At 71.0% G+C, this 23,857-nt stretch carries 41 protein-coding genes; 24 read left to right on the plus strand and 17 right to left on the minus strand.

Features of this window, described 5'->3' with window-relative positions; all coding sequences use genetic code 11:
* Nucleotides 1–50 precede the first annotated feature (50 nt).
* The 16 genes from ACLBX9_RS15875 to ACLBX9_RS15950 all read left to right on the plus strand — a co-directional run bounded on the left by ACLBX9_RS15875 (nt 51) and on the right by ACLBX9_RS15950 (nt 5,837).
* Nucleotides 51–455: a hypothetical protein gene (locus tag ACLBX9_RS15875; RefSeq protein ID WP_447719605.1), complete on the plus strand. Its 405-nt coding sequence runs from the start codon at nt 51–53 to the stop codon at nt 453–455.
* Nucleotides 455–715: a hypothetical protein gene (locus ACLBX9_RS15880; RefSeq protein ID WP_447719606.1), complete on the plus strand. Its 261-nt coding sequence runs from the start codon at nt 455–457 to the stop codon at nt 713–715. The genes ACLBX9_RS15875 and ACLBX9_RS15880 overlap by 1 nt, the downstream gene beginning before the upstream one ends.
* Nucleotides 712–1,167 (plus strand): hypothetical protein, encoded by a 456-nt coding sequence (locus ACLBX9_RS15885; protein ID WP_447719607.1) that lies wholly within the window; start codon nt 712–714, stop codon nt 1,165–1,167. The genes ACLBX9_RS15880 and ACLBX9_RS15885 overlap by 4 nt, the downstream gene beginning before the upstream one ends.
* A complete protein-coding gene (locus ACLBX9_RS15890; RefSeq protein WP_447719608.1) occupies nt 1,167–1,472 on the plus strand; it encodes a hypothetical protein in 306 nt (101 codons plus the stop codon). Before ACLBX9_RS15885 ends, ACLBX9_RS15890 begins: the two co-directional genes overlap by 1 nt.
* A gap of 1 nt (nt 1,473) precedes the next feature.
* Nucleotides 1,474–1,938, plus strand: coding sequence for a glycoside hydrolase family 108 protein (locus ACLBX9_RS15895; protein ID WP_447719609.1), 465 nt, complete (start codon nt 1,474–1,476; stop codon nt 1,936–1,938).
* 30 nt (nt 1,939–1,968) lie between these two features.
* Nucleotides 1,969–2,538 carry a hypothetical protein gene (locus ACLBX9_RS15900; RefSeq protein WP_447719610.1) on the plus strand — a complete coding sequence of 190 codons (570 nt, stop codon included), beginning with the start codon at nt 1,969–1,971 and terminating at the stop codon, nt 2,536–2,538.
* A gap of 180 nt (nt 2,539–2,718) precedes the next feature.
* On the plus strand, nt 2,719–2,940 hold the full coding sequence (locus ACLBX9_RS15905; RefSeq protein WP_447719611.1) for a hypothetical protein: 222 nt from the start codon (nt 2,719–2,721) through the stop codon (nt 2,938–2,940).
* Entirely contained in the window at nt 2,937–3,146 is a 210-nt protein-coding gene (locus ACLBX9_RS15910) for a hypothetical protein (protein ID WP_447719612.1), read from the plus strand. Before ACLBX9_RS15905 ends, ACLBX9_RS15910 begins: the two co-directional genes overlap by 4 nt.
* 1 nt (nt 3,147) lies before the next feature.
* Complete coding sequence (locus tag ACLBX9_RS15915; RefSeq protein WP_447719613.1) at nt 3,148–3,447, plus strand: hypothetical protein; 300 nt, start codon at nt 3,148–3,150, stop codon at nt 3,445–3,447.
* A complete protein-coding gene (locus ACLBX9_RS15920; protein ID WP_447719614.1) occupies nt 3,447–3,893 on the plus strand; it encodes a hypothetical protein in 447 nt (148 codons plus the stop codon). Before ACLBX9_RS15915 ends, ACLBX9_RS15920 begins: the two co-directional genes overlap by 1 nt.
* Before the next feature lie 2 nt (nt 3,894–3,895).
* Complete coding sequence (locus tag ACLBX9_RS15925; RefSeq protein ID WP_447719615.1) at nt 3,896–4,501, plus strand: hypothetical protein; 606 nt, start codon at nt 3,896–3,898, stop codon at nt 4,499–4,501.
* The gene (locus ACLBX9_RS15930) at nt 4,498–4,866 is read left to right on the plus strand and encodes a hypothetical protein (RefSeq protein WP_447719616.1); all 369 of its coding nucleotides are present in this window, start codon (nt 4,498–4,500) and stop codon (nt 4,864–4,866) included. Before ACLBX9_RS15925 ends, ACLBX9_RS15930 begins: the two co-directional genes overlap by 4 nt.
* Entirely contained in the window at nt 4,863–5,285 is a 423-nt protein-coding gene (locus ACLBX9_RS15935) for a hypothetical protein (RefSeq protein ID WP_447719617.1), read from the plus strand. The genes ACLBX9_RS15930 and ACLBX9_RS15935 overlap by 4 nt, the downstream gene beginning before the upstream one ends.
* Nucleotides 5,282–5,464 carry a hypothetical protein gene (locus tag ACLBX9_RS15940; protein WP_447719618.1) on the plus strand — a complete coding sequence of 61 codons (183 nt, stop codon included), beginning with the start codon at nt 5,282–5,284 and terminating at the stop codon, nt 5,462–5,464. Before ACLBX9_RS15935 ends, ACLBX9_RS15940 begins: the two co-directional genes overlap by 4 nt.
* Entirely contained in the window at nt 5,461–5,643 is a 183-nt protein-coding gene (locus tag ACLBX9_RS15945) for a hypothetical protein (RefSeq protein ID WP_447719619.1), read from the plus strand. Before ACLBX9_RS15940 ends, ACLBX9_RS15945 begins: the two co-directional genes overlap by 4 nt.
* Nucleotides 5,640–5,837: a hypothetical protein gene (locus ACLBX9_RS15950; protein ID WP_447719620.1), complete on the plus strand. Its 198-nt coding sequence runs from the start codon at nt 5,640–5,642 to the stop codon at nt 5,835–5,837. The genes ACLBX9_RS15945 and ACLBX9_RS15950 overlap by 4 nt, the downstream gene beginning before the upstream one ends.
* Here ACLBX9_RS15950 and ACLBX9_RS15955 read toward each other — a convergent pair.
* A complete protein-coding gene (locus tag ACLBX9_RS15955) occupies nt 5,821–6,048 on the minus strand; it encodes a helix-turn-helix transcriptional regulator (RefSeq protein WP_447719621.1) in 228 nt (75 codons plus the stop codon). The genes ACLBX9_RS15950 and ACLBX9_RS15955 overlap by 17 nt on opposite strands.
* A 152-nt stretch (nt 6,049–6,200) precedes the next feature.
* Here ACLBX9_RS15955 and ACLBX9_RS15960 point away from each other — a divergent pair, with 152 nt between their 5' ends.
* Nucleotides 6,201–7,157: a BRO family protein gene (locus tag ACLBX9_RS15960; RefSeq protein WP_447719622.1), complete on the plus strand. Its 957-nt coding sequence runs from the start codon at nt 6,201–6,203 to the stop codon at nt 7,155–7,157.
* A gap of 148 nt (nt 7,158–7,305) precedes the next feature.
* Here the strand turns inward: ACLBX9_RS15960 and ACLBX9_RS15965 are convergent, their stop codons facing one another.
* Genes ACLBX9_RS15965 through ACLBX9_RS15980 form a run of 4 tightly spaced genes read right to left on the minus strand, consistent with a single transcriptional unit; the run spans nt 7,306 to nt 10,284 of the window.
* Nucleotides 7,306–7,647 (minus strand): hypothetical protein, encoded by a 342-nt coding sequence (locus ACLBX9_RS15965; RefSeq protein ID WP_447719623.1) that lies wholly within the window; start codon nt 7,645–7,647, stop codon nt 7,306–7,308.
* A 5-nt stretch (nt 7,648–7,652) separates the two neighbouring features.
* The gene (locus ACLBX9_RS15970) at nt 7,653–8,006 is read right to left on the minus strand and encodes a hypothetical protein (RefSeq protein WP_447719624.1); all 354 of its coding nucleotides are present in this window, start codon (nt 8,004–8,006) and stop codon (nt 7,653–7,655) included.
* The gene (locus tag ACLBX9_RS15975) at nt 7,987–8,559 is read right to left on the minus strand and encodes a hypothetical protein (protein WP_447719625.1); all 573 of its coding nucleotides are present in this window, start codon (nt 8,557–8,559) and stop codon (nt 7,987–7,989) included. Before ACLBX9_RS15975 ends, ACLBX9_RS15970 begins: the two co-directional genes overlap by 20 nt.
* A 21-nt stretch (nt 8,560–8,580) precedes the next feature.
* On the minus strand, nt 8,581–10,284 hold the full coding sequence (locus ACLBX9_RS15980) for an AAA family ATPase (RefSeq protein ID WP_447719626.1): 1,704 nt from the start codon (nt 10,282–10,284) through the stop codon (nt 8,581–8,583).
* 271 nt (nt 10,285–10,555) lie between these two features.
* Between ACLBX9_RS15980 and ACLBX9_RS15985 the strand changes: the two genes are divergently transcribed.
* Nucleotides 10,556–10,951 (plus strand): hypothetical protein, encoded by a 396-nt coding sequence (locus ACLBX9_RS15985; RefSeq protein WP_447719627.1) that lies wholly within the window; start codon nt 10,556–10,558, stop codon nt 10,949–10,951.
* Between the two features lie 136 nt (nt 10,952–11,087).
* Here the strand turns inward: ACLBX9_RS15985 and ACLBX9_RS15990 are convergent, their stop codons facing one another.
* Nucleotides 11,088–11,438: a hypothetical protein gene (locus ACLBX9_RS15990; RefSeq protein WP_447719628.1), complete on the minus strand. Its 351-nt coding sequence runs from the start codon at nt 11,436–11,438 to the stop codon at nt 11,088–11,090.
* A gap of 57 nt (nt 11,439–11,495) precedes the next feature.
* Between ACLBX9_RS15990 and ACLBX9_RS15995 the strand changes: the two genes are divergently transcribed.
* On the plus strand, nt 11,496–11,639 hold the full coding sequence (locus ACLBX9_RS15995; RefSeq protein ID WP_447719629.1) for a hypothetical protein: 144 nt from the start codon (nt 11,496–11,498) through the stop codon (nt 11,637–11,639).
* A gap of 13 nt (nt 11,640–11,652) precedes the next feature.
* Nucleotides 11,653–11,982 (plus strand): hypothetical protein, encoded by a 330-nt coding sequence (locus tag ACLBX9_RS16000; protein WP_447719630.1) that lies wholly within the window; start codon nt 11,653–11,655, stop codon nt 11,980–11,982.
* 82 nt (nt 11,983–12,064) lie between these two features.
* On the opposite strand, the gene ACLBX9_RS16005 is transcribed toward ACLBX9_RS16000, so the two are convergent.
* Together ACLBX9_RS16005 and ACLBX9_RS16010 are read right to left on the minus strand one after the other, a co-directional pair.
* A complete protein-coding gene (locus ACLBX9_RS16005) occupies nt 12,065–12,331 on the minus strand; it encodes a hypothetical protein (RefSeq protein ID WP_447719631.1) in 267 nt (88 codons plus the stop codon).
* The gene (locus ACLBX9_RS16010) at nt 12,331–12,780 is read right to left on the minus strand and encodes a hypothetical protein (RefSeq protein ID WP_447719632.1); all 450 of its coding nucleotides are present in this window, start codon (nt 12,778–12,780) and stop codon (nt 12,331–12,333) included. Before ACLBX9_RS16010 ends, ACLBX9_RS16005 begins: the two co-directional genes overlap by 1 nt.
* A 462-nt stretch (nt 12,781–13,242) precedes the next feature.
* Here ACLBX9_RS16010 and ACLBX9_RS16015 point away from each other — a divergent pair, with 462 nt between their 5' ends.
* Complete coding sequence (locus ACLBX9_RS16015; protein ID WP_447719633.1) at nt 13,243–14,295, plus strand: hypothetical protein; 1,053 nt, start codon at nt 13,243–13,245, stop codon at nt 14,293–14,295.
* Between the two features lie 21 nt (nt 14,296–14,316).
* On the opposite strand, the gene tgt is transcribed toward ACLBX9_RS16015, so the two are convergent.
* Nucleotides 14,317–15,450: a tRNA guanosine(34) transglycosylase Tgt gene (gene tgt / locus ACLBX9_RS16020; RefSeq protein ID WP_447719634.1), complete on the minus strand. Its 1,134-nt coding sequence runs from the start codon at nt 15,448–15,450 to the stop codon at nt 14,317–14,319.
* The gene (gene queA / locus ACLBX9_RS16025) at nt 15,447–16,511 is read right to left on the minus strand and encodes a tRNA preQ1(34) S-adenosylmethionine ribosyltransferase-isomerase QueA (RefSeq protein WP_447719635.1); all 1,065 of its coding nucleotides are present in this window, start codon (nt 16,509–16,511) and stop codon (nt 15,447–15,449) included. The genes tgt and queA overlap by 4 nt, the downstream gene beginning before the upstream one ends.
* A gap of 98 nt (nt 16,512–16,609) precedes the next feature.
* Here queA and ACLBX9_RS16030 point away from each other — a divergent pair, with 98 nt between their 5' ends.
* From ACLBX9_RS16030 to ACLBX9_RS16040, 3 genes are all read left to right on the plus strand, one after another.
* Complete coding sequence (locus tag ACLBX9_RS16030) at nt 16,610–16,858, plus strand: hypothetical protein (protein WP_447719636.1); 249 nt, start codon at nt 16,610–16,612, stop codon at nt 16,856–16,858.
* A 5-nt stretch (nt 16,859–16,863) separates the two neighbouring features.
* Complete coding sequence (locus ACLBX9_RS16035; protein ID WP_447719637.1) at nt 16,864–17,121, plus strand: hypothetical protein; 258 nt, start codon at nt 16,864–16,866, stop codon at nt 17,119–17,121.
* 97 nt (nt 17,122–17,218) lie between these two features.
* Complete coding sequence (locus ACLBX9_RS16040; protein ID WP_447719638.1) at nt 17,219–18,106, plus strand: cation diffusion facilitator family transporter; 888 nt, start codon at nt 17,219–17,221, stop codon at nt 18,104–18,106.
* A gap of 36 nt (nt 18,107–18,142) precedes the next feature.
* Here ACLBX9_RS16040 and ACLBX9_RS16045 read toward each other — a convergent pair whose 3' ends face one another.
* From ACLBX9_RS16045 to ACLBX9_RS16075, 7 genes are all read right to left on the minus strand, one after another.
* Nucleotides 18,143–19,399, minus strand: coding sequence for an SfnB family sulfur acquisition oxidoreductase (locus ACLBX9_RS16045; protein ID WP_447719639.1), 1,257 nt, complete (start codon nt 19,397–19,399; stop codon nt 18,143–18,145).
* Between the two features lie 44 nt (nt 19,400–19,443).
* The gene (sfnG, locus tag ACLBX9_RS16050) at nt 19,444–20,559 is read right to left on the minus strand and encodes a dimethylsulfone monooxygenase SfnG (RefSeq protein ID WP_447719640.1); all 1,116 of its coding nucleotides are present in this window, start codon (nt 20,557–20,559) and stop codon (nt 19,444–19,446) included.
* A gap of 212 nt (nt 20,560–20,771) precedes the next feature.
* Nucleotides 20,772–21,536 (minus strand): SURF1 family protein, encoded by a 765-nt coding sequence (locus ACLBX9_RS16055; protein ID WP_447719641.1) that lies wholly within the window; start codon nt 21,534–21,536, stop codon nt 20,772–20,774.
* Entirely contained in the window at nt 21,533–21,907 is a 375-nt protein-coding gene (locus tag ACLBX9_RS16060) for a DUF983 domain-containing protein (protein WP_447719642.1), read from the minus strand. The genes ACLBX9_RS16055 and ACLBX9_RS16060 overlap by 4 nt, the downstream gene beginning before the upstream one ends.
* A 148-nt stretch (nt 21,908–22,055) precedes the next feature.
* Complete coding sequence (locus ACLBX9_RS16065; RefSeq protein WP_010681844.1) at nt 22,056–22,919, minus strand: cytochrome c oxidase subunit 3; 864 nt, start codon at nt 22,917–22,919, stop codon at nt 22,056–22,058.
* Nucleotides 22,920–23,066: 147 nt separating this feature from the next.
* Nucleotides 23,067–23,678, minus strand: coding sequence for a cytochrome c oxidase assembly protein (locus ACLBX9_RS16070; protein ID WP_447719643.1), 612 nt, complete (start codon nt 23,676–23,678; stop codon nt 23,067–23,069).
* 10 nt (nt 23,679–23,688) lie between these two features.
* A complete protein-coding gene (locus ACLBX9_RS16075) occupies nt 23,689–23,853 on the minus strand; it encodes a hypothetical protein (protein ID WP_010681846.1) in 165 nt (54 codons plus the stop codon).
* Between the last annotated feature and the right edge of the window lie 4 nt (nt 23,854–23,857).

Raw genomic sequence — 23,857 nt, forward strand, 5'->3', positions numbered from 1 at the left:
TATCCGAATTCGGGGCGAGGGGGGACGCTCGGTGCACAGGAGCGATCCCCGTGCCCCCAGCCCCGACGCCGGCACCCGTGCCGTCCAGCATCCAAACCCCGGCCCCCGCGCCCCAGCGGGGCAATCCCAAGGGGATCCGCGCCAAGGCCACCGACCACGCCGTCCGCAGGTTCGCCGAGCGGGCGATCGGCGTGGTGGTCGACGAGGCCGTGGACGACACCGCAGCGATCGTCGAGCTCGCCCACCGCGGCGTGAACGTCAGGCGGGTCCGGAAGACCCTCGGCGAGCTCGGCGGCCTCGGTGTCGCGAACGGTGCTCAGGCGGTCATCGTCAACGGGTTGAAGCTCGTCATCCGGGACCGCTGCGTCGTCACCGTGCTCGCGAAGAACCAGACGCGCGAACCTTCGGCTCAACCGGCTCGCGTCACGTGCGTGCTTCACGCGGACTTCAGCTGATGACGGACGCCCCCTTCACCTTCGAGGGCTGCGCCGACGCGGCCGCCTGCCGGGACGGGATCCGCCCCCTGCTCGCCAAGGGCATGGACTGGTCCGAGGTCCACTGCGGCCGCTGCGGTAAGCGCGGCATCGTCCGCCACGCCGACCTCGACTCGGCCGAGCCCGCCAAGCCCGCGGCCGCCGCGAAGGCGAAGCCCGCCTTGGCCGAGCCCGAGGCCCCGGCTGCGGCCCCCGCCGTCGAGCCCGAGGCCAAGCCATGACGTGGGGCCCCTACAACCCGCACCGCGTCCCGCACGTGTCGCGCGAGGGCGAGTGGCTGTCGGCCGCGATCCTCGCCGCCTTCGCCACGGCCCTGCTGCTGCCCGGGCCGACGTTCGCCCGGCCCATCTTCGTTAACCTCGCCGCCGTCGCGCCTGAGGGCACCTGGGGCATGGCCCTGATGCTCGTGGCCGTCGTGCGCGGCATCGGCCTCTGGGTGAACGGCAACTGGCGGCGCAGCCCGACGCTCCGCTTCGCCGGGGCCGCGGCCGGGGCCCTCATCTGGTTCACGCTCGTCCGGATGTTCTCCGACGACGGGTACCCGGGCCTGAACACGGCCTGCCTCGTCTACGCGGCCCTCGGCGTCTTCGACTTCCTCGCTGCCGGACGCTCCCTCCTCGACCAAGGGCGCAACGACCAGCGCGCCGCCATCCACCGCCGGGAGACCGTTTGATGCTGGCCGGTGCGTACGCGCTGCTCGTCGCGATCCCTGCCGACGTCCTGAACGCGCTGGGCGTCGTCGCCGGCGGGATCGGCACGGCCGTCTTCTACTTGTGGGGCCGGTTCCGGAAGCTCCCGCCCGCCGCCGCGGCCGCCGCCGAGCCGCTGCGCGCCGCCCTGTCCGAGACTGACCGTGAGCTCGGCTTCACCCTTGTCAGGACCGGGACCGACCTGACCCGCGCCCTCCACGAGCACGGCGACCTGCTGCGCGACGCGCTGCCGTCCCATCCCGGCCGCCGCAACCGTTCGAGGACCTGACATGGCGCGCGAATCCTTCAGCCCCGCGATCGCCTACGTCCTCGCCCACGAGGCGGGCTACGTGAACGACCGGAGGGACAACGGCGGCCCTACGAACCTCGGCATCACCCAGGCGACGCTGTCGGCATGGCGGGGCGTGCGGGTCACCGCTGCCGACGTGCAGGCCCTCGGCCGGCCCGAGGCGACGGCGATCTACCGGTCCGAGTTCTGGGACCGGATCCGCGCCGACCTGCTGCCCCGGGGCCTCGATTACGCCCTGTTCGACTTCGCGGTGAACAGCGGCGCCGGGCGCGCCGCGCGGTACCTCCAGGCCGTGCTCAAGGCCCGCAAGCTGTACGCCGGCGACATCGACGGCGGCATCGGGGCCAAGACCCTTGAGGCCCTCGCGAAGGTCACAGACGTCGCCCGGCTGGTCGCCGACCTGTCCGCCATGCGGCTGAAGTACCTCAAGACGCTCGACGACTAGCCTCACTTCGGCAAGGGCTGGACGAGGCGCGTGGCCGAGGTCCAGGCCGTCGCCACCCGGATGGCCGATCCCGCTCCGGCTGTGCCGCAGGTCGCTGCGCTGCCGGAGCCTGCGCCGTCCTCTCGTGGCGCGAGGGTCGCCGTGTCCCGCACGCTTCCCGGCAAGGCGGCGATCCTGTCGGTCGCCTCGGCCGTCGGCGAGCAGGCCTCCGAGTACGCCGGCACGTTCAGCGCCCTCCAGGACATCGCCCCGGTGTTCAAGTGGCTGTTCGCGGCCTTCACGGTCCTCGGCGTCATCGCGGCCATGGCCAAGGCGATCCAGCTCGCGCAGGGCAACGGCGACATCCCGCGGGTGCCGCGCTCCGCCCGGGCCCCGGATCCCGCAGGGGCCCCGATTGAGGCCCCTGCCGCACCGGTCGCTGCCGTCGAGGCCCCGTCGACGCACGCCGAGTTCTTCGCCAGCGTCGACGCGGCCGAGGCCGAGCTTGGGTCGATCGCCGAGGATCCGGCTGACCCGGAGGGCACCGGTCCGAAGCTGTTCCCGGCGCCCGAGCCGACGCACGTCGAGACCGCGGTCGCGGCCGAGGCGGTGCCGGCCTGATGGCGAGCCCGCTGGCCCTCGCGCTGCCGCTGGCAGTCCGGCTCTGCCTGAGCCTGGCGTGGCCGACGCCGTCGGGGGGCGTCCGGCCGGGATTCGCGTGCCCGTCCGAGGCGCCGGGGCCCGCCCCGGTGCTGCCGACGCTCCCGGCTCCGGCCGTCCCGCGCAGGAAGGGATCCTGACATGGCCGATGCCTCCACGCCCGCGCCCCGGGTCGACCTGTTCGCCGAGCAGGTCGCCCACCCCACGGACCCCGGCCACTGGATGCGGACGGGTCGGACTATCCGGGTGACCTACGCCCCAGGATCCCAGGCCGTGCTGGCGATCGACGTCCAAGCCGCCCCGGACGGCCCGTGGGAACCCTTCACCCCGCCGTACACCCCCGCCGCCGGAGCCGCCTCATGACCTCGACCGCCATCTGCGTCCTCGGGCTGTTCGCCTTCCTGGCGTTCAGCCACCTCGTCTCGGAGGTCGGCTCCGTGCTGCGGGCCCGCGCCAAGCCGCCGGCCTGCCCCTGCCGGGAGCTCCACACCTTCGTCATCAACACCGATGGCGAGGTCCGCCCCGTCACCAGCGCCTCGCCCGAGGCCGCTGCCAGGAAGGTGCACTGACATGGTTACCACCGTGACTTGCACGCCCGCCGTGATCGAGGAGCAGGTCTTCGGCGAGACCACGCGCCTGATCCTCACGGCCCCGGGTCCGGACGGAGGCGAGATACTCGGGGAGCCGATGGACACCGGTCGCAGCTTCAGGGTCCGCACGGTCATCTACTCGGACGGAGAGGTCTCCCGCTGCGAGGTGATCTCGGTCGATGTCCAGGGCTGGCCGGACGGTCCGTGGAAGCGTGTCGAGCTGACGGACCCGAGCCTGCCCGGGCGGATCTCCAAGAAAGTCGCGGAGGGCCGCTCCTGATGGACGCCTTCAACCCCTTCAAGATCGCCGCCTTCTGGACCGGGATGGCCCTCGGGAACCCGATGCTGGCCCAGGAGCTCGCCGCCGAGGTCTGGGGCACCCGACCGCAGCCGGCCCCCGTCCCGGCCGAGAAGGCCGCCATCGGGATGACCCGCAGGGTCGAGGACATCCAGACCCGGTTCTCCACCGAGGGGCTGGCCGAGGTGAACGCCGCCTTCGCCGGCCGCTCATTCCTCGGACTCGCCGGCGACGTCGCTGCGCTTCGCGATGCGTTTGATGGGGCGGTCGAGCCGCCTCGGTGGGCCATCTCTGATCCCATCGTCCTGGAACCCGGCCGGATCGAGGAGCTGCCCGCCGGCTTCGTGGTCCGGTCAGCGGGACCCAGCGAGATCGAGGTCCAGACGGGCCCGCTCCCGACGCCGAAGCCCCGGAAGAGGAAGTCCTGACGATGAGCGCGCTCGCCACCATCCGGGCCGTCTTGGCCTGGCGCCCCAAGTTCCCGGCGATCGCCCTGCCGCGGCCCCGGCTCGCCCCAATCGTGGACGCCGTCGAGGCTGTTGCTGGCGGCGCCGTCGAGGGCATCTCGGCTGCGGCAGGGGCCGCTGTGAGGGCCCAAGCCAGACGCCCGCGGTTCGCCCTCGACGCGGCGCTCGCGTGCGGCGGGGCCCTCCTGTTCCTCGTCCTGGTGCTCGGGTCGTCCTGGCACGCCTATCGGAAAGGCGAGGCCGCGCAGGCCGCCGTCGCCGCCGCGTGGCAGGCCAAGGCCGTCACGGCGGAGTCCCTGGCCAACGGGAACGCCGACGCGGCAGGCCGCCTCCACCGCGCCGAGGCCCGACTCGCCGCCGAGGTGGACAAGCACGGCCGGGACAACCTCGCGTCGGACGCCCGGTACGCTGAGGCCCTCGATGCCGCCCGCCGGGCGACCGAATCCGCAAAGTCGGCCCGGGTCGCGTGCCTGCCCATCGGCAAGGGAGAGGGCCCGCCCGGGTCGGCCCCCATGACGCGGAGCATGCGCGACGCCCTGGGCGTGCTCAGACGGGGAGTGAACCAGTGAACCGGATCTTTGCCCTCTTGATCCTGGCGGCCGGCCTGTTCCTTGGCGCCTGCGCGACGAAGGTCGACACGACCGCCTCGGTCGCCCCGCATGTCGAGCTCACCGTCGGGGCCGCGGCCGCGCCGGTCGCGCCCCCGCCGGCGACGGTGGTTCGGCAGCAGGTCCTGGTCACGCCGCAGGTGCCGATGGCGTGGAGGAAATGTCCCGACGTCCCGCCGGTGCTCGCCGACGCCGCGACGCAGGACGAGCTGACCGTCTGGACACTGGATACCCGGTACGTCGCGCAGGCCTGCAAGGCCAACCTCGGCTCGATCGACTCCCTGCTGACGAAGGCCGAGGCGGACGCCAGGCGGGGAAAGCGGTGAAGATCCGCTCCCGCCCTGAGGCAAAGGTACTCCGCGCGTCTGTCTCCCTGATGTGGCTGGGCGGCAAGACGCACACCGAGATCGCCGCGTCCTGCGGCATCTCGCGGGCCTACGTCGGCTACATCGTCCACCATCTCCGTGCCGCCGGGATGGATCTGCCGCGCCGGAAGCCGGGTCGCCGCCCTGGTACCCGCGTGGCGAGCTGCCGTGCGACCGTGCGTGCCACCCCGCGTCCTCCCCTGACCCCTTTCTCGCCCGACCGCGACGACATCCTCGACGCTTGGGCCGACGGCGTGCAGGCCCGTGACCTCGCTCTGCTGACGCGCCGGTCGGTCGGCTCCGTGAAGCAGATCATCCACCGCGCCCGGCTCATGTCCGACCCACGGGCGATCCCGCACTCGCGCTGGCCTGCAGCATGACGCCCGCGGCCGCCCTCGTCGCCCTGGCGTGCTTCGCGGCCGAGCCGGCTCCGCTCGTGAGGCCGGAGGTGTACCGCGCGCTGTTGGGCGAGCCGACGGCAGCCGGGCCGTCCAAGGCCGACGTCGCCGCCGCGATCGCGGCCGTCGCCCCGCTCCGCCGGCGCGGGGGCCATCGGTGAGCCCCGAGGTCGCCGCCGTCCTCGCCGCCGCGGCCGCGCTGGTCGACGGCCGGCGCCGGTCGATGGAGCTCCCCATCGACAGGGTGCTCCCCGGGTCGTGGGAGGCCGCCCTGGAGCGGGCCATCCAGGACCTGCGCGCTGCCGGGCAGGATCCCGCCCCGGCCGGGGATCGCCCGTGACGCTGCCCGCGCCCGATCGGCACGCCCTCTCGCGACAGGTCGACCTGCTGCGGGCCATGGGGGGCTCCGATGCCGTCCGGGGCTACTCGTCCGACGAGAAGGCCGCGGCCCGGGACAGGATCGCCAGCGCCCTCGGGCGGGCGGCGGGCGTGAAGGGTCCGCAGACCGTGCGTACCCTCAGCGGGCCAGCCTGACGCCTCGCCGCCGTCCCCCGGGCCCGGCGACGAATTCGACGCCCTCGCCCATGAGCGTCCCCATCACCCGTTCGACCGTGGCCTCGGATGCGGTCCCGCGCTCGACGTCCGTCCACGTCCTCGGGCTGACGCCGACGAGCGCGGCCGCCTGCTCCTGCGTCAGGTCGAGTAGGGCGCGTGCCGCGCGAATCTGCTGGGGGGTCGGAAGCATAGGCGTAGCCTGCCATGGCGGGGCGGCATCGAACAGCCCCGCTGCGGAAAATCCGCGAACGGTATTGCGGAAAACCCGCAGCGGTGGGAGCCTACTCACACGGTCAGACTGGTTAAGGATTCGCTCCCAGCCGGTGCCGCAGGAGTCCCAGAATGAACGCCCCGACGCCCCGCCTCACCGGGACCCCGATCCCGGTCCAGGCCACCGAGCCGACCGAGTTCAAGTTCATGTTCGGCAACCAGGAGATCCGTGGCCTCGCCTTCGGAGACAAGGCTGTCTTCCTCGCCCAGGACGTGGCCGAGGCCCTCTTCTACCGGGATGCGGCCAACCTCAACAGGGTCCTAAAGGCGAGGGAAAAGGGTACTCACTCCGTGAGTACCCATGGGGGCATCCAGCGCAAGTCGACCATCACGGAGGCCGGCCTGTACCGCGCGATCATGCAGCGGAAGTTGGCCAACGAGATGGACCCGGCCCGCCGCATCACCGTAGAGAAATTCCAGGACTGGGTTGTCGAGGACATCCTCCCCCAGATCCGCCGCATGGGCAGCTACTCCACGGCGCCCCTTCCGATCCCGGCGCCGGTGCAGATCGATGTCCGGGACCAGCAGCAGCTCGTCGTCATCGCCACGCAGCTCATCGCCCTCACCGGCGAGCTGAAGGCCGAGCTGGAGGACAAGACCAGGGCGCTCGCGGCCGAGTCCCAGGCCCGGCAGGTGACGACCGTCGCCCTTTCCGAGGCGCACGAGCGGATCGACGCCCAGCGGCCAGCTGTGCTGGCCCACGAGCGCCTCGCGATGTCGGAGGACTGGCTGACGCTCTCCGAGGCTGCCGTGTCGCTCATCATCCCCCGGGGCAGGCTCATCGACCACCTCCTCTCGCTCGGCTACCTGACGCGGGCTGGTGTCGGGAAGCGCGAGCGCCTCCGCTCCACGATGGCGGGCGCCAAGGCCGGATGGATCCGGCAGTGCCCCAGGGAAGTCCGGCGCGAGGACGGCCGGATCGTCACCGCGTTCCATCCGCACCTGACGTCAGCGGGGATGGCCGGCCTGGTCGAGCACTTCTGCCGGGGCGTGCGGGCGACCCAGCAGCCCCTCATCCCGGGCGTCTGACCCCGACGCAAATCTGCGCTGGGGTGGCCCCGCGCCGCCCCCGCCGACCGATGCAACGTAATGATACCTAAGCGCCTTTCGCTTCCTTTGCCGCCCTCCGAGTGGCCTCCTTAAAAGCCGACGTATCCGTCGTCCGTCGGCACCTCGATCAGCTCGCCGGGCATGGCAGCCTCCCCGTCCAGCGCCTGAAAACCACCGAATCGTGGAGCATCGCGCCCGATGGCAACACGAGCAGATCCGTGTCGTACGGCACCACCGAGCCGCCGTTCGCGTAGCACTTCGCCGACGTCACGTGCCCGTGCTTGAGCCGGACGGCCTGGCAGTCCAGCCCGTCGATGCCCAGGCCGCCATCGTCGCCCACGACGAGCGGCAGGACCTGCTCGCCGTGCACTGGGCAGTACACCCCGGACTTCGGCAGGAGCCATGTCGTGTCGGCGGCCGCCGGGACGGTGAGGGCGGCCAGGGTCAGGGCAAGGGCGGCGGTACGCATCGGGGCTACTCCGAACGGGGGGCAAGGGCCCAGGCGGCCCCGTCGGCTTCGAGCCAGACGGCGGCCGCACTGCTGATGGGGGTGCCGTCTGCGAGCCGGAATCCCGACACGCTGAGGCGGTAGCCGAAGGAGACGGCCCCGCCCGGCCGGGGCACGCCGACAAGGGGGAGGCCCCGGGCCCAGGCGTGGACGTCACGGGACGCGGCCTGGAGGCAGCGCAGGCGGGCCGCCTCCGAGGCCCGGAGCGTCACGCCGGCCAGGGCGATCTCGGGGACGTACCCGACGACTCGGCCGGCGACGCGCACCGACCACGCCCTGCGGGTAAGGTTCCGGTAGACGTCAGCGCTTGGCGTGCTCATCGCACGCCGTCCGGATCCAGCCACCCGGCCGGACGGACCCCGGCGCACCGCATGCGTCGCAGACCGAGCCCGAAACCCACTCGGCAGTCCGGAGGATGTGCGACACGGTGTTGGAGCGCGACGCGTAGAACCTCAGCGTCCCAAACTTCTCCTTGACCTGCCTGCTCTCGAAACCGCTCGGGACCCCCTCGTCGCGCATCCATTCGGCGAGCGCGGAGAGGAGCCAGTGCCAGCCGCGCGAGGTCTCTGTCGGGATCGTGTAGATCTCGGGGTAGGTCTCGTGCAGGTTCAGGTAGCTCTCGGCCGGGACATCTCGGGGCGCCTGGCTTCCCTGCCAGCGCAGGGCGATCATGCGGCTCGTGAGCTCGGCAACGTGGGCCCTATCCGGGGCCCCTTCGAGGCTGGCGCGGGGCCGCGACAGCCGGGGGATGTCCCATCGGACGCGGGGCCCGGCCCCGGTCGTGTTGACCCCGGCGACGGTGATGCCGGCGGCGCCGTCGCCCAGCGCCCCCGAGAGGTACGCCATCGCCTCGGCGCGGATTGGGTCAGTCATGTCGGTCTCCATCGCTCAGGGTCACTGCAGGGGGGCGGCTTCGCGGGCGTCGAGGACGGCCTCGATGAGGCGGCGCAGGGCGCGCAGGCTGCCCCCCGGCCAGTGCTCCTCCAGGGCGGCCCATTCGATCGCGTCGATCGGGGGTACCCAGGCCGGGTCGAGGCCGCGATCGGCGCGGGCGTCGTTGAGGATCGAGGGCGCGAGCTGCCGGAGATGCTCCGGGCCCGGCTCGCCGACGCGGAGTACCAGGCATCGATCCACCAGGGCGCGGGGGATGGTGTCGATGTCGTTGGCCGTCAGGATCCATGTGACGCGGCTCGCGTCGACGTCCGCCTGCAGGTAGCTGTCCCGGAACCGAGCCGCCGTCTCGATGCCCAGGAGGTTCACAAGGACGTCGGCGCTCGACCCGTTGTGCTTGCTCGTGCCGATCTTCTCGATCTCGTCGAGGACGATCGCGACGTTGGCGGTCTTGGCCCGGATCATCTCCCGCACGACGATCGAGAACCCGCCCGTGGACCACCCCCTCGCCGTGCCGGCCAAGGTCATCGCATCCGCGACGCCTCCCATCGGGATCACGCCGGGGCTCAGCCCGAGGACCTCTGCGAGGCGGCGGGCGTATCGGGTCTTCCCGCCGCCTGGAGGCCCCCAGAGCAGGACGTGGGGCAGCCGGATCGATTCCTGCCCGGCGAGCGGGCGCAGCAGGCGGTCCGTGATCCGGCCGAGGTGCGGGAACTCGGCCATCAGCTCGGACCGGGTGACCGACAGGTCAGCGGGGGGCACCGCCAGAGGAAGGCGCACGCCGACGATCGCCGCCGCCTCCTTGACCGGGTCGCTGTCCATCCGGCCCGGCTTCTTCACATGCGACACGTCGCCGACGACGACCAGACCCGGCAGCTCCGGCAGCACCTCGGCCGAGTCGCTGTACGTCTTGCCGTCCTCAGGCGCCTTGGCCTTCGGGGTTGGCAGCGGATTGATCCCGGCACGGTCCTCGGACACCAATCCGTTCAGCTCCGCTAGGTCATCCAGGGACGGCTCCGGCGGGGCCGGGGGCTCGTCGAGCACGCCCTGGACGAGCCCAAGGACATGGCCGAACCCACGGATGAGTGGGCTACTCTGCTCGATCTGCACGTGCCGCGATTCGGGCAGGTAGACCCCAGTGTTGACGTCCTCCTCGTCGAAGCGGTCGAGCTGTGCGGCGGTGGCCAGGTAGTCGATCGCCGACCGGGCGAGCCCCCAAGTCACGACGTCGACGTAACCCGAGTGCGGCCTGCTCCCGAAATACATGACGCACAACATCGCGCAGCGGCGGTTCGCGTCGGCGCTGCCGATCGCCGCGAGCCAGCACGCGCAGCGGTCGCCGAGGTCCTCTAGGACGCGCGCCGTCTCCGACAGGACCGGGCGCTTGCCGGCGCCGTCGTCCATCATGTTGAGGACGGTATTCAGCTCGTCCATGAGGAACCGGATCGCCCCGGTGGTCGGCGTGGCGAGCACGCCCTGGATCCCCAGGGCGACCTTGGGGGGCAGCTTGTGGGGGCTCTCCTCCGCCACGAGCGGCCCCAGGACAGCCTTGGCGTCGGCGTAGACGTCGCCGCCGACCATTTCGGCGCCGCTCAGGATGTCCAGCGTCGAGGGGATCGGATGCCCTTCGGACGGCCAGCGCGCCTTCTCGAACAGCGCGCGATGCATGCGCACGGACGCCCGCGCGTTCTCGTAGACCTTGGACATTGGGGGGAGGCTCGCTGAAAACGGGTCACGCGCAGGCGGGCGCCGAGCTCGGGGGCTCAGGCGGCGGTGGCGGCTATCCGTTTTAAGAAGCGAGCGAGGGTCACGGCGGAGGTCCTTCCGGTGAGGCTCCACAATGCCCAAGGCGGTCCCGCTAGGCAATCGGAAGTCCAAGAACTGGTTAGGTTTTCCCTGGGCGATGGGCCCCCGCGCCGTCCCGTTCCGAATCGCTCACAGTGCTATCCTGGCGAGGGTGGACGGCGAGGAGCGGGCGATGACGCACAAGTATTGGGAGCACAGGTCGGCTTGGGACTTCTACCGCATGCCGGAGGCCGCGCAGACGGCATTCCGCGACGCGGTCCGCGATGCGCGCTGCGGCGAAGAGAAGGCGGTCGAGGCATTCGTCGAGGCCGGCGTCACCGACTTGATGCGGCCAGTCGTGACGCTGCACGACCTGGTCATCGACGGGATCGCCGAGCTGCCCGCGGACGCGCGCCCCGAGGTTGAGCAAGTCCTATTCGGCCAGTTCCTCGGGCAGACGTCGCCCATCCGCCTCGTCCGCCAGGTCCTCGACCGGGCCCGGCTCGACGGCCTGAACGACCGCCAGATCGCCGGGGCGGTCACGGTCGTCCTGGAGAGCCATGGGCTCCTGCAGAGGGACCCGGCCTGATGGGCGAGCTCACCCTCTTCGTCTGCTCGGCCGGGTCGGCCGTCCTGCTGCTGGGCGTCCTCGCCACGGGGATCTTCGCGGCGCTGGATCGCGCGGTGGAGGCCTGCCCATGAGCCGCCCCGCGCCCTCGGCCGACCTATTCGCTCGGCTCGCCCGCCGTTTCCCGGGATCCCCCGGCCACGCCGCTTGGGTCGCCCGGCAGACGTGCCCGGATCGCCGCCTCGACGGCGGCCGCGGCGACGTCGGCCTCCCGGCCGTGCGGGAGGACCTCCCGGGTGAGGGCGCGCCCGGTCAACGGGTCGGCCACGATGACCGTGGATCGCTCCAGGCCGACGAGCACCCTCACGCTGAGCTCGACCCGTGTGCCGCTGCCGGGACCGTCCTCGACGGCGTAGAGGTCCTCGACGCCGATGGTGACGCCCGGCTGACGGGGCTCCATGCCGGCGAGCAACCTGATGCAGCTGGGGTCGTACGTGTCGTCGGGCATGCCACGGATTCTCGGGCCGCGCCCTTGGAGAAGCAAGCCCGGCACGTGCCACGGCACGTGCCAGAGAGGCCCGCCGACAAGGCGGAATTCCTCGCCCCCCGGGGCGGCCACACGGAGCTCGCGCTAGAGCGCCTGGCCGTGCGGGACGTCCGAATCCGGAAGGGGGCAGCCCTGCCGGCGGTCTGGTCGGCCTACAGCTGAGGGGGAGGGGACGATGCAAACCTACACCGAGACACCCCTCCGCCTGGTGCCGCCCCGGGGCGTGGTCATCGCGCCGGACTGGGACCGCCCGCTGGCGGCGCCCCAGCCCGAGGACGTCGCGGCCCTCCGGGCGCGCCTCGTCGCCGCCTTCGCGGGGGAGGTCGTCCGGATGCTGGCGTGCTGGGTGTCCGAGTGCGAGCCGGCTGTCGTGCACGGGCCCGACGGCCTGATGCGCGGCCTGGCGCTCGCCGGAGATCCGGACAGCCGGATCTTGGTGCCGTCCCGCCTCTCAACCTTGGAGGCCTGCGCGGCGACGATCGCCGGCGGGGTGGAACCAGCCTAAGGCAACTTCCAGAATTGCCTTAGAAAAGGATCACCCGACCTGTGTGTGCGCCACCTGTGCGCCCGTGAAAATGAACAAATATTCAGGAACCCCCGCCGCGATATTCAGGCGGAAGGTCGGGATCTGCCAGCAGCGCGGCGGTGCCCTGCCGGATGAGCGGGAGCAGCTCACCCATCTTGTCATAGGCGAACGGGGTGACGCCGCGGACGCGGGCGGCCAGCACGGCCTCTGCCGCGTAGAGCTCAAGGGCCCGGGGCGAGTCGAGCCCGAGCGCCCAGCGAAGCTCGCCACACGTCAAGCAGTAGCCGCGCCACTCGACGAGGAAGCGGCGATATTCGACCGGCCACATCAGATGCGCCCTCCCTCAGCCTGGACGTGAGCCTCGCGGACCCGGCGCAGCAGCGCCGGCCGCGCGGCGGTCACCCGCGCCGCGGCGGCCTCGAAGAGGTGCGTGACATGGACGTGGTTCTGCCGGTCCTGCCAGACGTTGAGCATCCGCCCCCAGTCGATGTCGGCGGTAGGCATCGCGGCGGCCATGTCCACGAGGGTGAGCATCAGGTCGACCTTCGTGACCCGCCGCTTCCGCTTGTCCAGGCCGCGCGGCGAGCATTCGTTCTGCATCATGATGGCGTACCAGTCGTCGCTCACATCCAGCTCTACGAATGTGTGCGACCGGTACACCTCGTCAGCTCGCCGGGCATCCCGAATCCCCTGGGCGAGCTCGGCCTTCTCGGAGTCGCTGAGCTGCCCGTAGACGGCGGCGCCGATCGCGATGGCGGTTTCGGTGATGAGGGGCATGTCCCTGTCCTCGTGCGTTTCGTTGCGCACAAGGTCGGCCGCGGAACCTACCTGAACCTTAGCGGGGTCCGGATGAGAGGGTGCTCGGTAAAGAGGACATTGCCAGGGGCCCTCGGAAGGGCTCCCCGGGAGCGTTCGCGGACCGTTCCCGGGCCACAGGTCGGCCACAGATTCGACCCCGCGGGCCACGGATTGCGGACGATGGCGGACGATGGGCGACGATGGCAGACCACCTTGCTCCGCAGGGGAAACGGGCCTATCAGGGCGCGGCGGGACCGTGCGTCCCCCCGTTCGGGACGTGGGGGTCGCAGGTTCAAATCCTGCCACTCCGACCAGCTTTTCCCGAGAGCCCAATCCTAAGCCGGCAAGAGCAACAGACCCATCCGGGGCGCGCCGGCGTCGGTCCGCTCGGCGATCCGTGCCTTGCGGCGGGCTCGCGGAGGGCGTTTATGCCTCCCGCTCATGGCCGGACCCTCGCCAGAACCACGCCGCTCCCTGAACGCCTCCGCGCTCTGGGCCGCGTTCGCGTGGAGTTTCGTCACCTGCGCCATCCTTGCCGGCGCCGCGGTGCTGCTCTTCATCGCGGCGATCGACCCGTACGGCCTGCGCGCGGCGCCCGGGCGGCCTCCGGGTCCGATCATGGACGCCAACCAGCGGCTCTCCTACCCGCAGATCGCCCGCGGCGGCCCCTTCGACGCGGCCGTGTTCGGGACCTCGACCGCGCGGCTTCTCGACCCGGACGCCCTGGACGCCGCCTTCGGATACCGCTTCGCGAACCTCGCGGTGAACGCGGCGACGCCGGACGAGCAGATCCGGCTGGCGCAGCTGTTCCTGGCACACCGGACCGTTCGGGCGGTCCTGTTCGGGCTCGACGCGACGTGGTGCGCCGCGGATCCGCCGCCGCGGACCGCCAACGCCTTTCCCGACTGGCTGTACGCGGACGGTGCGCCCTGGGGCGTGCTGCGGCAGGTCAGCCTGCGATCCGTCACGGTCGCGGTGCAGGCCGGTCTCGCCCGGCTCGGCCTGACGCGGCCCCGGATCCGCCGCGACGGTTACGCGGTCTTCACACCGCCGGAGGACCGCTACGATCCGGAGCGCGCCCGCGCCCACATCCGCGCCGGCGCCCTCAATCCGGCCGCCCGGGCGGACGCGCCCGACGAGCCCATGCCGGCGCTGGCGCGGCTCGACCTGCTCCTGACCCGGGTGCCCGCGGACGCGCTGAAGCTCCTCGTCTTCATGCCGGTCCACGCGGCCGCGCAGGGGGCTCCGGGAACGCCGGCCGGCCTTCGGGAGGAGGCCTGCAAGGCGCGCGTCGCGGCGCTCGGGGCCCGTCACGGCGCGGTGGTGGTGGATTTCCGCCGCGTGTCGCCGCTGACCAGCCAGGATGCCCATTACTGGGACGCCTTGCACTACCGCCTGCCGGTGGCGGCCCGCGTCGTGGCGGATCTCCAGGCGGCCGTCGCCCGCGGAACGGACGATCCCGGCGGCGACTATCGGGTGCTCACGCCCCGTTGAGGCTGCGGCTCAGGCGGTCGTTTAGGCGGCGCGCTCGGCCCGGGCCCAGCCCTCGCGGGTGCTGCCACAATAGTCGGCGAACCGGCCGTCTCGGACGGCCGCGCGGGCGCCGGCCATCAGGTCCTGATAATAGGCGAGATTGTTCCACGTCAGCAGCATCATCCCGAGGATCTCGTTCGAGCGGACCAGATGATGCAGGTAGGCCCGGGAGTAATCCCGCGCGGCCGGACAGGACGAGGCGTCGTCGAGCGGCGCCGTATCCTCGGCGTGGCGCGCGTTGCGCAGGTTGACGCGCCCGTGCCGGGTATAGGCCAGACCGTGGCGGCCGGCGCGGGTCGGCATCACGCAGTCGAACATGTCGATGCCGCGGGCGACCGCTCCCAGAATGTCGTCCGGCGTGCCGACACCCATCAGGTACCGCGGCTTGCCCTGCGGCAGATGCGGCTCGACCGTCTCGATCATGGCGAACATCACCGCCTGCGGCTCGCCCACCGCGAGGCCGCCCACGGCGTAGCCCTTCAGGTCGAGGTCGGTCAGCGCCCGGGCGCTCTCGACCCGGAGCGCCGGCACGTCGCCGCCCTGGACGATCCCGAACATCGCCCGGCCGGGCTGCTCGCCGAAGGCCACCCGGCAGCGCTCGGCCCAGCGCAGCGACAGGTGCATCGCCCTCTCGATCGCGCCATGCTCAGCCGGCAGGCGCACGCACTCGTCGAGCTGCATCTGGATGTCGGAGCCGAGCAGACCCTGGATCTCGATCGACCGCTCCGGGCTCATGTGGTGGGCCGTGCCGTCGATATGCGAGCGGAAGGTCACGCCCTGCTCGTCGATCTTCCGCAGGGCCGAGAGCGACATGACCTGGAAGCCGCCGCTATCCGTCAGGATCGGCCGGTCCCAATTCATGAAGCGGTGGAGACCGCCGAGGCGCGCCATGCGCTCGGCGCCCGGCCGCAGCATGAGGTGATAGGTGTTGCCGAGCACCACGTCGGCGCCCAGTTCCCGCACCTGCTCCGGATACATCGCCTTGACGGTGGCGGCCGTACCCACCGGCATGAAGGCCGGCGTGCGGATCGTGCCGCGCGGCGTGACGATCTCGCCGGTGCGAGCGGTGCCGTCCTGCGCCCGCAGGGTGAAGCCGAAGGGGACAGGGTCGGTCATGGTGCATCCGCGCCGGGGCCCGGGAAGAGCAGGCTGGCGTCGCCGTAGGAGTAGAACCGGTAGCCGCTCCGGATCGCGTGCTCGTAGGCATCCCGCATGGTCTCCAGACCCGAGAAGGCCGAGACCAGCATGAACAGCGTCGAGCGCGGCAGGTGGAAGTTGGTCACCAGGGCATCGACGGCGCGGAACCGGTAGCCGGGCGTGATGAAGATGTCGGTGGCGCCCGAGAAGGCCGACAATCTGCCGTCCGGGCTGGCGGCGCTCTCGAGGAGGCGCAGGGCGGTCGTGCCCACCGCCACGATCCGGCCGCCGGAAGCCCGGGCGGCGTTCAGCGCCTCCGCGGTCTCCGCGTCCAGGATGCCGACCTCCGCGTGCATGCGGTGACCGTCCGTATCGTCCGCCTTGACGGGCAGGAAGGTGCCGGCGCCGACATGCAGGGTGACGTGATGGCGGCGCAACCCGGCGGCGTCGATCGCCGCGAGCAGCGCCTCGGAGAAGTGCAGGCCGGCGGTGGGGGCCGCGACCGCGCCGGGCCGGCGGGCATAGACCGTCTGGTAGTCGGTGGCGTCGCGCGCGTCCGTGGGGCGCTTGCCCGCGATGTAAGGCGGCAGCGGCAGGGCGCCCTCGGCCGCGATGGCCGCGTCGAGCGCGGCGCCGGCCCGGTCGAAATCGAGCACGACCTCGCCGGCCTCCGCCTTCTCGACCACCACGGCGGTCAGGTCGCCGAAGCGCAGGACGTCGGCGACGCTGAGCCGTTTGGCCGGGCGGGCGAAGGCGCGCCAGCGGGCCGGCGCCTCGCGCAGGTGCAGCATCACCTCCGTCCGCTGGCCCGGGGCGCCGGGTCGCGTCCGCACCCCGTTCAGCCGGGCCGGGATCACCCGCGTGTCGTTGAAGACGAGGACGTCGCCCGCCCGCAGCGCCCCGGGCAGGTCACGGACGTTCCTGTCCGTCGGCGGCGAGCCTGGACGCACCACGAGCAGCCGCCCGGCATCGCGCGGCTCGGCAGGACGCAGGGCGATGCTGGTTTCCGGAAGGTCGAAATCGAACAGGTCCACGCGCATCGCGGGCTGCCTGCACCGAACGGCAGCGGGTTTCAACCGCGGAACCGGTTCGGGGCCTGTCCGTTTCTCGCCTCACCGAGACGCGAGACGCCCTGCCGATGCCCTGGTACGCCGTACGACCTCGAGACGCCGCCGATCCGCGCTGGCCGCTGCCGGGAACGGAACAGATCGTCCTGAAGGCGGACGACCCGGACGGGGCACGGGTGAAGTTCGCGCAGGCCTATCCGAGCCAGCCCTTCGGCAGCCCGGCCGCACCTGTGCCCGATGCCGGCATCGGCAGCTTCCGCGCGGAACCGGACGCGCTGATCGTGTCCGAGACGGGCGAGCCGCCCGCACCGCGGGAGTAGGGCCGGTGGCTACGGCCCGCCGACCCGGGCGGATCACCCTGGATGGCCAGCTCCTCAGTTACTGGGAGCGCGAGGCCACGCGCCTCGACGCCCTAGCGGCGACAGCGAGCTTCGGCTGGCAGCGCCGCCGCTATCAGCGGAAAGCGGAGGCGGCCCGCGCAAAGGCGCAGCGCAGCCGAGAACGCGAGGCCGCCCGCGGCGCGGCCGGGCCGGACGCACCAAACGAGACGGAGACCCGATCGATCTCCCCGCCGGAGACTTAGCCGGGGCTAAGACATTTTCGGCTCCCTTGAACCTTTGCCGTGGCCTTGGGCGTCGATGTTCCCGTATGGGGCCGCCGACACACGAACGGCGCAGGCCATGGACCGCACCCAGAAAGCCGCTCTCCTCAGCGCTGCGATCGGCTTCGCCGTCACGGCCCTCAAGTTCTACGCCGCCTGGATCACCGGAAGCCTCGCGCTGTATTCCGACGCGCTGGAGAGCATCATCAACGTCGTCGCGGCGATCGGTGCCTTCGTGGCCCTGCGGGTGGCGGCGCGCCCCGCCGACGAGGACCATCCCTACGGCCACCACAAGGCCGAGTTCTTCTCCGCGGTGATCGAAGGCGCGCTGATCGTCGTCGCGGCGCTGATGATCCTGCGGGATGCGTATGTCGGCCTGCTGGCCCCCAAGCCCCTGGACGCGCCGGTCCTGGGCCTCACCATCAACTTCTTCGCGAGCGTCATCAACGCGGTCTGGGCCTTCGCGCTGATGCGGTGGGGCAAGACGTGGCGGTCGCCGGCCCTGATCGCCGACGCCCGGCACGTCTTCGCGGACGTGATCACCTCCTGCGGCGTGCTGGTCGGCGTCGGCGCCGTGCTGGCGACCGGCTACCCGGTTCTCGACCCTGCCGTGGCCGGCTTGGTGGCGCTGCACATCCTCTGGTCGGGGTTCCGGATGGTCCGGGAATCCGTGGACGGCCTGATGGATCGCGCCGCCTCGCCGGAACTGATCGGCGAGATCCGCGCGCTGATCTCACGACACGGCGAGGGCGCCCTCGAAGCGCACGACGTGCGCACGCGCTCGGCCGGTCAGGCGACCTTCATCGATTTCCATCTGGTCGTCCCGGGGACCATGACGGTGGAGGATTCGCACGCCATCTGCGACCGCCTGGAAACCGCCCTCGAATCGACGATCTCGGGCGCCGTCGTGACGATCCATGTCGAGCCCGGGGCGGAGGCCAAGGCCCACGGATTGCCGGTTCTGTAGGCCGCCGCAGCCGGGGCCGCGGCGGCGGGGCGGCGGTCAGCTCCAGGCATGCTGGGGCGGGTTTACGCCGTTCAGCGCGTGGTTGCCGATGATCGCGTATTTCCAGCGTACCGGATCGTGAAGTGTGTGCGTGCGGGCGTTGCGCCAGTGCCGGTCGAGATTCTCGGCCGCCAGCGTCGAGCGGGTGCCCGACAGTTCGAACAGCTTGTTGGACGCCGCCAGAGCGACCTCGGTGGTCAGGACCTTCGCCTCGGCCACGGCGAGCTGCGCCGCCGCGACGCTCTCGGCCGTGGGATGCGCCACCGCCGCGTCGAGGGCCAGACCGGCCCGGTCCAGCAGCGCCTCGGCGGCGTGCTGGCGGATCGTCAGGTCGCCGATCGCCTGGATCGTGTAGGGATCGTCCGCGGCGCGATCCTGCCCGCTGTCGATCCAGGGCCGGGCCTTCTCGCGCACGAAGCGCACCGTGTCGTCCAGAGCCTCCCGGCCGATCCCGGCATCGATCGCGGCCTGGATGATCTGGAATACGGCCCCGTCCGCGGTCGGAGCCTCATAGCCCTTCCAGGCGGGGACGAGATGCGTCTTCGGCACCCGCACATCCTCGATCAGCACGGTGCCGCTCGCCGTGCCGCGCTGGCCGAAGCTCGACCAATCATCGATCACCGTCAGACCGGGCGCATCCCGCTCCGCGATGGCGTACCAAGCGCGCCCCTCGGCATCGAGGGCCACGATCGGCACGAGGTGGGCCAAGAGCGCCCCTGTGGCGTAGAATTTCTGGCCGCGCACGATCACGGCGTCGCCGGCATCGGTGAAGCGGGTGTCGAACTCGGCTGCCCGCTTGGTGCCCCGCTCCGAGAAGGCGTTGCCGAACCGCGTGCCGCGGAGCACCTCACCGAACAGGAACTGCCTCTGCGCCGCGTCCGAAACCGTCCGAATCGCCGCCACGATACCGAGGTGGTTCTGCGCGATCTGCGCGATGGCGGGGTCGGCCGCCGCGAGGATCGCGATCACCTGCGCCAGGGTGCGGTACGAGACCTCGGGACCACCTTGGGCCCGCGGCACGTTGATCGACCACAGGCCGCTCTGTGAGAACGCGTCGAGTTCCGCCAGCGGGCGCGCGGAGGCGCGGTCGCGCTCCGAGGCGCCGGTGCGGAACGCGGCCGCGAGCCGTTGGGCCACGGCGAGCGCCTCGTCATCGTCCTGGATGACGTGCGCGGCGGAGGGTGGGCGCGCGGGTCCGGGGACACCCTGGCGGCGCTCCGGTTCAAGCGTGCGCGCATCGACGGCGATGTTCATGGCTCAACCCCAGCAGGACAGGATCTACGGGCCGACGGCGGCGCTCAGGCCGCCTCGGCCCGGCTCTGGCGGCCGGCTTCCAGAGCGCGGACGCGAGGGATCACGTGTTCGCCGAAATACGCCACGTCCTCCTGGAAATGCAGGAAGGCCAGCAGCGCGAGGTCGGCGCCCGCGTCCTTGAGGGCGAGGATCCGCTCGGCGATCTGGTCGGGCGTCCCGATCAGGTTGGTCTTGAACCCGTCATTGTACTGGACGAGATCCTCGAAGCTGGATTTCGCCCAGTTGCCCTCGCCCTCCGGCGAAGCCTTGCCGGCATTCTTCACCTCGTGGCCGAAGGCCTTCACGGCCTCCGGATCGGCGTGGTCGATGATTTCCTGGAGGACGGCACGGGCTTCCTCCTCGGTGTCCCGGGCGATCACGAAGGCATTGACCCCGATCCGCGGCCGGTTGCCGGTCTCGGCCGCCTTGGCCCGGATGTCATCCACCTGAAGGCGTATGTTCTCCGGCGTATTGCCGTTGGTGAAGTACCAGTCGGACACGCGCGCGGCCATGTCGCGCGCCGCGCGCGACGAGCCGCCCTGGAAGATCTCCGGCAGGGGCTCGGCGGGTTTCGGCTTCAGGCTGTAGTCACGGTAGCGGTAGAAGTCGCCCCGGAACGTGAAGCTGTCCTGGGTCCAGATCCCCCGCAGGCTGCGGATGAACTCCTCCGATCGGCGGTAACGCTCGTCATGGTCGAGCCACGGTTCGCCGATGGCGCGGAACTCGCCCGAGAACCATCCCGAGACGATGTTGACCGCGATGCGGCCCTCCGTGAGCTGCGAGATCGTCGCGATCTGCTTGGCGGCCAGGGTCGGGTTCCACGGCCCCGGAAGGAGCGCCGCGATGACCTTCAGCCGCGTGGTCGCCGCCAGCAGCGCGTGACTGAACGCCACCGATTCGTGCTGGTACTCCGCGCCGTAGCCGGCGGTGAAGCGGATCTGCGTCAGGCCGTAGTCGAACCCCGCCGCCTCGGCGATCTGCGCCAGGCGCCGGTTGTACTCGGCGTCCCAGCTCGTCCGCTGCGGGATCTTGCTGATCACGAGGCCGCCCGACACGTTGGGGACCCAGTAGGCGAAGCGGATCGGCTCAGGCCGTGCTGCGGGGGGATGGGGGCTGGTCATCTGGCGCTACCTCGCATGTCCGACGCTGGCGCGCCGTGTCTTCTGCGGGAGATCGCCCTGAACTGAATACAACATGCAGAACCTGGGCGATCACTGAAGAACACCGAAAGTATTCCGGCGTGATCGCGTCGGGTCAAAGGAACGCGCTGCTGTTTTTCAGGCCTAATCGACGGCACTGTCCTTCGCGGCGGCGTCTTCGCTGCTCGTTTGTCCTATGTCGCCCGCGCAGGCTCCGATTCGTGCAGGCGCCGCCACGCGAAGACCGAGAAGACGCCGATCAGGCACGCGGCGAGGCCGAACCACGTGAACGCGTATTGCAGATGGTTGTTGGGGAGGTCGACCCGCAGCTGGCCGCCCCGCGGCCACGTGGTCTGGCCCGGAACGGCATCGGCCTCGATCAGGTAGGGAGCCGCATTCTCGAGGCCCCGTGCGGCCGCGATGCCGGGGATGTCACGATTGAACCATTCGCCGCGGGCCGGATCCGGCTCCGGCACGAACAAGCCCCTGACTTCGCTGGCGCGGAGAATGCCGGTGACGGTGGTCTCGCCCTCGATCAGGCCGTCCCGGCGATCGCCCTGTGCCTTCAGCTCGGTCGGGACGAAGCCGCGGTTGATCAGCACCGGGCCGCCTTCCGGGCGGACGAGCGGGGTGAGGACATAGTAACCCTGGAGCGCGCGGCCCGGCGTCTCGCCCGGAGCGAGCCCGTGGACCAGGGTCTCGTGGTCGTTAAGGAAGCGCCCGGTGACGCGGACATGGCGGAACTCGTCCCGGGCCGGGTCCCAGGCGTCGGGCGCCGGGGGTGCCACCGGCTCGGCGCGGCTCTGACGCAGGATCCGGGCGATCAGATCCTCCTTCCAGGCCCGGCGCTCGAGCTGCCACGTTCCGAGGCTGAGGAGGATGGCGAGCGCGACGAGCGAGGCGAGGCCCGGCGCGATCAGGTCGCGCCACGCTGGCCGCGATGTTGCCGACAAGGTCACCGCTCGAAGCGTCCTTCCTCGGCCTTGTTGCTGTACTGGAGCGCGATGAGCATGCCTTTGAGCGGGCGAACCAGGATCAGGCTGAGTCCGATCGAGAGGGTCGCCGCCACAACGGCGTGAACCCAGATCGGCGGCTCGTAGGTGATCTCCATCCAGAGGGCGAGCCCGACCACGATCAGGCCGACGATGGACATCACGAAGAAGGCCGGCCCGTCGGCCGAATCGAAGCTGGCGTAGTCCAGGCCGCAGACCTCGCAGGAGGGCCGGAGGGTCAGGTACCCCTTGAACAGGTGGCCCTCGCCGCAGCGCGGGCATCGACCGCGTAGGCCCGTTGGGACCGGAGGCGGGGGCGTGTAGGTGCGTTGGTCCACGGGCGAACTCCAGACCGATCCGGGATACCGCGCACGGGCGGCGCCCGACGCGTCCTATCGATATGGGGATTTGGTCGGGTCGGCACGAAAAAGGGCGGCCGGAGCCGCCCTTCGCACAGCCGCCATGCGCTGGCGGGATGGATCGGCCTCAGTGGGCGCCGCCGCCGTGGAAGACGCCCGAGCCCCACACGTAGATGGCGGCGAACAGGAACAGCCACACGACATCGACGAAGTGCCAGTACCAGGCGGCGAACTCGAAGCCGAGGTGCTGGCGCGGCGTGAACTGGCCGGCATAGGCCCGGAACAGGCAGACCGCGAGGAAGATCGTGCCGATGATCACGTGGGCGCCGTGGAAGCCCGTCGCCATGAAGAAGGTCGACGAGTAGATGCTGCCCGAGAAGCCGAACTCGGCGTGGCTGTACTCGTAGGCTTGGCAGGCGGTGAACAGCACGCCGAGGATGATGGTCAGCCACAGGCCGTACTTCAGGCCCTTGCGGTCGCCCTCCAGCAGCGCGTGGTGCGCCCAGGTCACCGTGGTGCCCGAGGTCAGCAGGATCAGGGTGTTCAGAAGGGGCAGGTGCCAGGGATCGAACGCCTCGATGCCCTTGGGCGGCCAGACGCCGCCGGTGAACTCCACGCGCGAGACCTGGATCGGGTCGGCGGTGTAGAGGGCGGCCTCGAAGTAGGCCCAGAACCACGCGACGAAGAACATCACCTCGGAGGCGATGAACATCATCATGCCGTAGCGGTGATGGAGCTGGACGACCCGGGTGTGGTCGCCGGAATTGGCCTCGTGCGCCACGTCCTTCCACCACGAGAACATGGTGTAGAGGACGCCGATCGTGCCGGCGCCGAAGATATAGGGGCCCGGGGATAGTGTGCCGATCTGGAGGCTCTTCATCCAGAAGACGGCGCCGAACGCCATCAGGAAGCCCGAGAAGGCGCCGATCAGCGGCCATGGACTCGGGTTCAGGATGTGAAAGTCGTGATTCTTGGCGTGCGCCTCGGCCATCGTCCCGTCGCTCCTCACCCTCGCGCCCTGCGCCGTTCCCGGCTTACGGCCTTACGCTGCTTGCTGTTGGCCGGGCGCGGCACGGACCACGCCCAAGCTTGTCGGCACCTTTAGTCGCTGCGGCCCCGTGTTGTCACGGTCCCGCGATCACAAATCGCCCTTCGTGCCCGAAGACGCCGAATTCGCCACAGGTCCCGTCACCGGCTGGCCGTTCTTGGCGGCGAAGTAGGTGTAGGACAGGGTCATCTCCGAGAGATGCGCAGTGTTCGAATCGTCCCGGACCGCCGGATCGACATAGAACACCACGGGCACGTCCAGAGTCTCGCCGGGCTGCAGCGTCTGCTCGTTGAAGCAGAAGCAGGCGATCTTGACGAAGTAACCGCCCATGAGGCCGGGCTGGACGTTGAAGGTCGCTACGCCCGTCGACGGCTTCGTGCCGGTGTTCTGCACCCGGAAGAACACGGTCTTGGTCTCACCGAGCTTCGCTTCGACGCGGTTCGCCTCCGGCGCGAACTTCCAGGACAGGCCCGGAGCGACGTTCGTGTCGAAATGAACGACCATGCTGTCGTCGCTGCGCGCCGCGGACGCCGCGAGGGCGGGGCCCTGGCGGGGGGTCCCGTCGTAGCCGGTCGCCTTGCAGAACGCGTCGTAGAGCGGGACCGACGCGAAGGCGAGCCCGACCATGCCGACGGCGAGGCCCCCGCAGGCGAAGGCGGTCCGCATGGCGCCGCGTCCGAGGTTGGCACGGGGAGCGGTCATCGCGGTCTCCTCACAACGGCCGGCTGAGGATCTGCGGCCCGAGCTTGACGATCGTCAGCACGAAGAACAGCAGGACCCAGGCGCCGAGCGCCAGCGCGATGGCGATCGACCGCTTGCGGCGGCGCGCCTCTTCCGCGGGCGTGAGCGGACGGTACTGGACCTCGTTATCCGCCATCGCG

The sequence above is a fragment of the Methylobacterium sp. A49B genome, assembly GCF_053346215.1.

Coding starts and splice junctions, on each gene's coding strand:
- ACLBX9_RS15880 (WP_447719606.1), top strand. CDS start 455: ATGACGGACGCCCCCTTCACCTTCGAGGGCTGCGCCGACGCGGCCGCC.
- ACLBX9_RS15885 (WP_447719607.1), top strand. CDS start 712: ATGACGTGGGGCCCCTACAACCCGCACCGCGTCCCGCACGTGTCGCGC.
- ACLBX9_RS15890 (WP_447719608.1), top strand. CDS start 1,167: ATGCTGGCCGGTGCGTACGCGCTGCTCGTCGCGATCCCTGCCGACGTC.
- ACLBX9_RS15895 (WP_447719609.1), top strand. CDS start 1,474: ATGGCGCGCGAATCCTTCAGCCCCGCGATCGCCTACGTCCTCGCCCAC.
- ACLBX9_RS15905 (WP_447719611.1), top strand. CDS start 2,719: ATGGCCGATGCCTCCACGCCCGCGCCCCGGGTCGACCTGTTCGCCGAG.
- ACLBX9_RS15910 (WP_447719612.1), top strand. CDS start 2,937: ATGACCTCGACCGCCATCTGCGTCCTCGGGCTGTTCGCCTTCCTGGCG.
- ACLBX9_RS15915 (WP_447719613.1), top strand. CDS start 3,148: ATGGTTACCACCGTGACTTGCACGCCCGCCGTGATCGAGGAGCAGGTC.
- ACLBX9_RS15920 (WP_447719614.1), top strand. CDS start 3,447: ATGGACGCCTTCAACCCCTTCAAGATCGCCGCCTTCTGGACCGGGATG.
- ACLBX9_RS15925 (WP_447719615.1), top strand. CDS start 3,896: ATGAGCGCGCTCGCCACCATCCGGGCCGTCTTGGCCTGGCGCCCCAAG.
- ACLBX9_RS15940 (WP_447719618.1), top strand. CDS start 5,282: ATGACGCCCGCGGCCGCCCTCGTCGCCCTGGCGTGCTTCGCGGCCGAG.
- ACLBX9_RS15955 (WP_447719621.1), bottom strand. CDS start 6,048: ATGCTTCCGACCCCCCAGCAGATTCGCGCGGCACGCGCCCTACTCGAC.
- ACLBX9_RS15960 (WP_447719622.1), top strand. CDS start 6,201: ATGAACGCCCCGACGCCCCGCCTCACCGGGACCCCGATCCCGGTCCAG.
- ACLBX9_RS15965 (WP_447719623.1), bottom strand. CDS start 7,647: ATGCGTACCGCCGCCCTTGCCCTGACCCTGGCCGCCCTCACCGTCCCG.
- ACLBX9_RS15970 (WP_447719624.1), bottom strand. CDS start 8,006: ATGAGCACGCCAAGCGCTGACGTCTACCGGAACCTTACCCGCAGGGCG.
- ACLBX9_RS15975 (WP_447719625.1), bottom strand. CDS start 8,559: ATGACTGACCCAATCCGCGCCGAGGCGATGGCGTACCTCTCGGGGGCG.
- ACLBX9_RS15980 (WP_447719626.1), bottom strand. CDS start 10,284: ATGTCCAAGGTCTACGAGAACGCGCGGGCGTCCGTGCGCATGCATCGC.
- ACLBX9_RS15985 (WP_447719627.1), top strand. CDS start 10,556: ATGACGCACAAGTATTGGGAGCACAGGTCGGCTTGGGACTTCTACCGC.
- ACLBX9_RS15990 (WP_447719628.1), bottom strand. CDS start 11,438: ATGCCCGACGACACGTACGACCCCAGCTGCATCAGGTTGCTCGCCGGC.
- ACLBX9_RS16000 (WP_447719630.1), top strand. CDS start 11,653: ATGCAAACCTACACCGAGACACCCCTCCGCCTGGTGCCGCCCCGGGGC.
- ACLBX9_RS16005 (WP_447719631.1), bottom strand. CDS start 12,331: ATGTGGCCGGTCGAATATCGCCGCTTCCTCGTCGAGTGGCGCGGCTAC.
- ACLBX9_RS16010 (WP_447719632.1), bottom strand. CDS start 12,780: ATGCCCCTCATCACCGAAACCGCCATCGCGATCGGCGCCGCCGTCTAC.
- ACLBX9_RS16015 (WP_447719633.1), top strand. CDS start 13,243: ATGGCCGGACCCTCGCCAGAACCACGCCGCTCCCTGAACGCCTCCGCG.
- tgt (WP_447719634.1), bottom strand. CDS start 15,450: ATGACCGACCCTGTCCCCTTCGGCTTCACCCTGCGGGCGCAGGACGGC.
- queA (WP_447719635.1), bottom strand. CDS start 16,511: ATGCGCGTGGACCTGTTCGATTTCGACCTTCCGGAAACCAGCATCGCC.
- ACLBX9_RS16030 (WP_447719636.1), top strand. CDS start 16,610: ATGCCCTGGTACGCCGTACGACCTCGAGACGCCGCCGATCCGCGCTGG.
- ACLBX9_RS16040 (WP_447719638.1), top strand. CDS start 17,219: ATGGACCGCACCCAGAAAGCCGCTCTCCTCAGCGCTGCGATCGGCTTC.
- ACLBX9_RS16045 (WP_447719639.1), bottom strand. CDS start 19,399: ATGAACATCGCCGTCGATGCGCGCACGCTTGAACCGGAGCGCCGCCAG.
- sfnG (WP_447719640.1), bottom strand. CDS start 20,559: ATGACCAGCCCCCATCCCCCCGCAGCACGGCCTGAGCCGATCCGCTTC.
- ACLBX9_RS16065 (WP_010681844.1), bottom strand. CDS start 22,919: ATGGCCGAGGCGCACGCCAAGAATCACGACTTTCACATCCTGAACCCG.
- ACLBX9_RS16070 (WP_447719643.1), bottom strand. CDS start 23,678: ATGACCGCTCCCCGTGCCAACCTCGGACGCGGCGCCATGCGGACCGCC.
- ACLBX9_RS16075 (WP_010681846.1), bottom strand. CDS start 23,853: ATGGCGGATAACGAGGTCCAGTACCGTCCGCTCACGCCCGCGGAAGAG.